The 4,134-nt window shown below is 73.2% G+C and carries 4 protein-coding genes; 3 read left to right on the top strand and 1 reads right to left on the bottom strand.

All coding sequences use genetic code 11. The annotated features are described in order from the left end of the window. The 3 genes from ACFYYR_RS31660 to metK all read left to right on the top strand — a co-directional run. A partial coding sequence (locus tag ACFYYR_RS31660) for a BBE domain-containing protein (RefSeq protein WP_388861356.1) occupies positions 1-665 on the top strand: 665 nt, incomplete at its 5' end. Between the two features lie 141 nt (positions 666-806). Next, positions 807-2,036: a cytochrome P450 gene (locus ACFYYR_RS31665; RefSeq protein WP_388861359.1), complete on the top strand. Its 1,230-nt coding sequence runs from the start codon at positions 807-809 to the stop codon at positions 2,034-2,036. A 57-nt stretch (positions 2,037-2,093) separates the two neighbouring features. Beyond that, positions 2,094-3,257 carry a methionine adenosyltransferase gene (gene metK / locus ACFYYR_RS31670; RefSeq protein ID WP_388861362.1) on the top strand — a complete coding sequence of 388 codons (1,164 nt, stop codon included), beginning with the start codon at positions 2,094-2,096 and terminating at the stop codon, positions 3,255-3,257. A gap of 230 nt (positions 3,258-3,487) precedes the next feature. Here metK and ACFYYR_RS31675 read toward each other — a convergent pair. Then, positions 3,488-4,134, bottom strand: a 647-nt coding sequence (locus ACFYYR_RS31675; RefSeq protein ID WP_388861365.1) for a BBE domain-containing protein, incomplete at its 5' end; no start/stop codon positions are given.

Below are 4,134 nucleotides of genomic sequence, written 5' to 3' on the forward strand. Positions count from 1 at the left end.
CCCTCATCCCGGCCCCGGACGCACCCGTCATCCCCGAGCCCCTGCGCGGCCGGTACGTCGCCCACGTCCGCATCGCCCACACCGGCAGCGCCGAGGAGGGCGAGCAGCTGGTCGCCCCCCTGCGTGCCGTCGCCCCGCGACTGCTGGACACCCTCGGCGACATGCCCTACACGGACAGCGCGGCCATCCACAACGACCCGCCCATGCCCATGCCGTGGTACGCGGAGAATGCCATGCTGAGCGAGCTGGCCGCGTCCGACGCGGCCACGATCCTCAAGACGGTGGGCCCCGACGCCGCCGTCACGTGCGTCACCGAACTGCGTCACCTCGGCGGCGCCCTGGCCCGCCCCCAGGGCGCGCCCAACGCGATCGGGCACCGCGACGCGCAGTACATGCTCTACGTGCTCTCGCCGCTGGTCGGGCCGTTCACCCCGGAGACCGTGCGTCCCGTGCAGGGGCAGCTGTTCGACGCGGTGGCGCCCCGGACGCAGGGCCGCTTCCTCAACTTCATGGGAATCGGTGAGAACGCGGGCCCGGAGGAGGTCCGTACGGCCTACGACACCGAGGCGCATGAACGTCTGACCCGCCTCAAGGCCGCCCACGACCCGTCCAACAGCTTCCGCGCGAACTACAACGTGGCCCCCGCGCCGGCTGCCGGCGCCTAGCCTCGGGCCCGGCCCGGCCCGGGCCCTCTCTCTCCCCCCCCTACGACCCCCGGCACCGCGGCGCCCTCCTCCCCCCGGGGCCGCCGCGGTGCCGGGGGTCACCCCGACGGCACACCGGTTGACGCGAGATGGGAAGTATCGATGCCTGACACCCCGTATCCGATAGACCCCACGGGGAGCGCGCTCGCAGACGAGGCCGCGGTCCTCCGCCGGAGGGGCGCCGCCGCTCTCGTGGACCTGCCCGGCGGGGTGCCCGCCTGGTCGGTCACGCGCCACGACACGGCCAAACGGCTCCTCACCGATCCTCGCGTGTCCAAGGACCCCCGGCAGCACTGGCCGGCCTTCCGGGACGGTTCCGTCACCCCCGAATGGCCCCTCTACCCCTGGGTGTCCGTCGAGAACATGCTCACGGCATACGGAGAGGACCACTCCCGGCTGCGCCGACTGGTCGCGGGCGCGTTCACGGCACGCCGCACCAGGTCGCTGGAGCCGGCCGTCGTGGAGACGGTGGAGGAGATGCTGGGCAAGCTGGCGTCGCTGCCGGAGGGCGAGCCGGTCGATCTCCGGGCGGAGTTCACCCATCCGCTGCCGTTCCAGGTCATCTGCCGGCTCTTCGGTGTCCCGGAGGACACCGGGGCGGCGCTGATGCGGATGATGGACGACTTCTTCCGCGATCCGGGGACCGCCGAGGACATCCAGGCCCGTGGCCGCGCCACGTACGAAGTCCTCGCCGACCTGGTGGCGTACAAGCGCTCCCGCCCCGGGGAGGACCTCACCTCGGCGCTGATCGCCGTCCGGGACGACGACGGTGAGCGGCTCGGGGAGCGGGAGCTGGTCGACACCCTGATGCTGATGATCGGGGCGGGGCACGAGACCACGGCGAACCTGCTCGGCAGCGCGGTTGTCGAACTGCTCTCCGTTCCGCAGCAGTTGGAGAACATCCGAACGGGCCGGGCGTCCTGGCAGGACCTGATCGAGGAGACGCTGCGGCTGCACGGGCCGGTCGCACACATGCCCCTGCGGTTCGCGGTCGAGGACATCGACCTCGGCGACGTGACGATCCGGCAGGGCGACGCGATCCTCGTCTCGTACGCGGCCGCGGGCCAGGACCCCGACCAGCACGGCCCCGACGCCCCGGAGTTCGACGCGACCCGCGCGCGCCGCGAGCACCTGGCGTTCGGGCACGGCGTCCACCACTGCCTCGGCGCCCCGTTGGCCCGCCTCGAGGCGGGCACGGCGTTGCCACGGCTCTTCGAACGCTTCCCCACCATGTGCCTGGCGCGGCCCCGCCAGGAGATCCCCGGTTCGGGTTCGTTCATCGCCAACGGTCCCCGCGCACTGCCGGTGCGACTGCACGGCGCGGAGGCCTGACGTCGCACCGTCCCCCCACCGAACGCAACGACGCGTTCGACCCCAGGAGGTCCGCACGTGCCGCACCGTCTCTTCACCTCGGAGTCCGTCACCGAGGGTCACCCCGACAAGATCGCCGATCAGATCAGTGACACCGTTCTGGACGCCATGCTCGCGCAGGATTCCGGCGCGCGGGTCGCCCTCGAGACCCTGATCACGACCGGTCAAGTGCATCTCGCCGGCGAGCTGACGACCTCCGCACGGGTCGACATCGCCGGGCTCGTCCGCCGTACCGTCCTCGACATCGGCTACGACCGGTCGGAGAAGGGGTTCGACGGCGGTTCCTGCGGAGTCTCGGTCTCCATCGGCGCCCAGTCCGCGGACATCGCCCGGGGCGTGGACACCGGGGGCGCCGGGGACCAGGGGCTGATGTTCGGCTACGCCTGCGACGAGACTCCGGCGCTGATGCCGCTTCCGGTCCAGCTGGCCCACGGTTTCGCGCGCCGGCTCGCCGACGTCCGCAAGGACGGCACGGTGCCCTACCTCCGTCCGGACGGCAAGACGCAGGTCACCGTGGAATACGACGGTGACCGCCCCGTCCGTCTCGACACGGTGGTCGTGTCGGCACAGCACGCGGCGGAGATCAGCCTGGACGGCCTGCTCGCCCCCGACATCCGCCGGCACGTCGTGGAGCCGGTCCTCACCGCCCTGGCCGAGGACGGGGTGAAGCTGGACACCGACGGCTTCCGCCTCCTGGTGAACCCGACGGGGCGGTTCGAGATCGGCGGTCCGATGGGGGACGCGGGCCTGACGGGCCGCAAAATCATCACGGACACCTACGGCGGCATGGCCCGCCACGGCGGTGGCGCCTTCTCCGGCAAGGACCCCTCCAAGGTGGACCGTTCGGGTGCCTACGCGATGCGCTGGGTCGCCAAGAACGTCGTCGCCGCGGGCCTCGCGCGCCGCTGCGAGGTCCAGATCGCCTACGCCGTCGGCAAGGCCGAGCCGGTCGGTCTGTTCGTGGAGACCTACGGGACCTCCACGGTGCCGGTGGCGCGCATCCAGTCGGCCGTCACCGAGGTCTTCGACCTGACCCCGGGCGGGATCGTCCAGGCCCTGGACCTGCTGCGCCCCGTCTACGCCAGGACGGCCGCCTACGGTCACTTCGGCCGCGAGATCCCCGGGTTCACCTGGGAGCGCACCGACCGGGTGGAGGCCCTCCGGACCGCAACGGGGCTCTGAGTCACGCACGGGCCTCCGCCGGCTCCGCCGCTGACAGCGGCGACAGCCTCCTCCCGCGACGGCGCCCGCACCCGGACCGGGTGCGGGCGCCGTCGCGGTGACCAGCCCGGCCGCGCCGCCGGGGGCGGGGAGCGGTGGGCCTCCCTGCGGGCCCGCGCCGCTGTCGTCCGTGCCCTTCCCCGCCGCACCGGTGGCGCGCCCGGGCGGCCACCGGTGGTCCGGCGACGCGGCTACGGCTGGATGTTGTGGTTGACCCGGAAGGTGTTGTCCGGGTCGTGGAGGGCCTTCAGCCGGGTCAGGCGCTCATGGACACCGGGGTCGTACAGGGTGGGCATCCGGTGCCGGGGGACCGGGCGGCCGGCGCCGTACACGAAGTTGCCGCTGCTGCCGGTGACCCGGGGGGCAACCGCCGTGAGCAGCTTCTCGTGCGCGGGGACGACCTCGTCCAGCTGCCACGGACCGACCGGGGAGAGCACCCGCAGGATGTACGCCGCGTCCCGGTGCCCGATCGCGTTGGGCGCGCCCTGGGGCCGGGTGAGGGCGCCGCCGAGGTGGCGCAGGTCCACGACGCACATGACCGGCGCCTGCGGACCCGCGATGTCGACGACGGCCCGCAGGTCCGCGGGGTCGAGGGAGCTCAGCAGGACGTTGTCGCCCGCGTAGCCGTGCGGGTGGACCGGGTCCTCGAAGACGGAGCCGGCCGCGGTGTACGGCATGTCCCGGAGGCTGTCCGTCAGCCGGGGGGCCACCGCCTTCAGGGGGGCGACGAGCTTGCGCCCCTCAAGGGCGCTGCCGGTGTGGGCGATGCGGATGTGGGCGACGTACCGGCCGCGCAGGGGCTCGGCGACGAAGGGCAGGTCCGGGTGGACCATGAGCC

The organism is Streptomyces sp. NPDC001922 (assembly GCF_042891165.1).
In the GTDB taxonomy this organism is placed as follows: Bacteria; Actinomycetota; Actinomycetes; order Streptomycetales; family Streptomycetaceae; genus Streptomyces.

What these genes read in the sequence shown, in the direction of transcription:
- ACFYYR_RS31665 (WP_388861359.1), top strand. Translation starts at nt 807, where the DNA reads ATGCCTGACACCCCGTATCCGATAGACCCCACGGGGAGCGCGCTCGCA.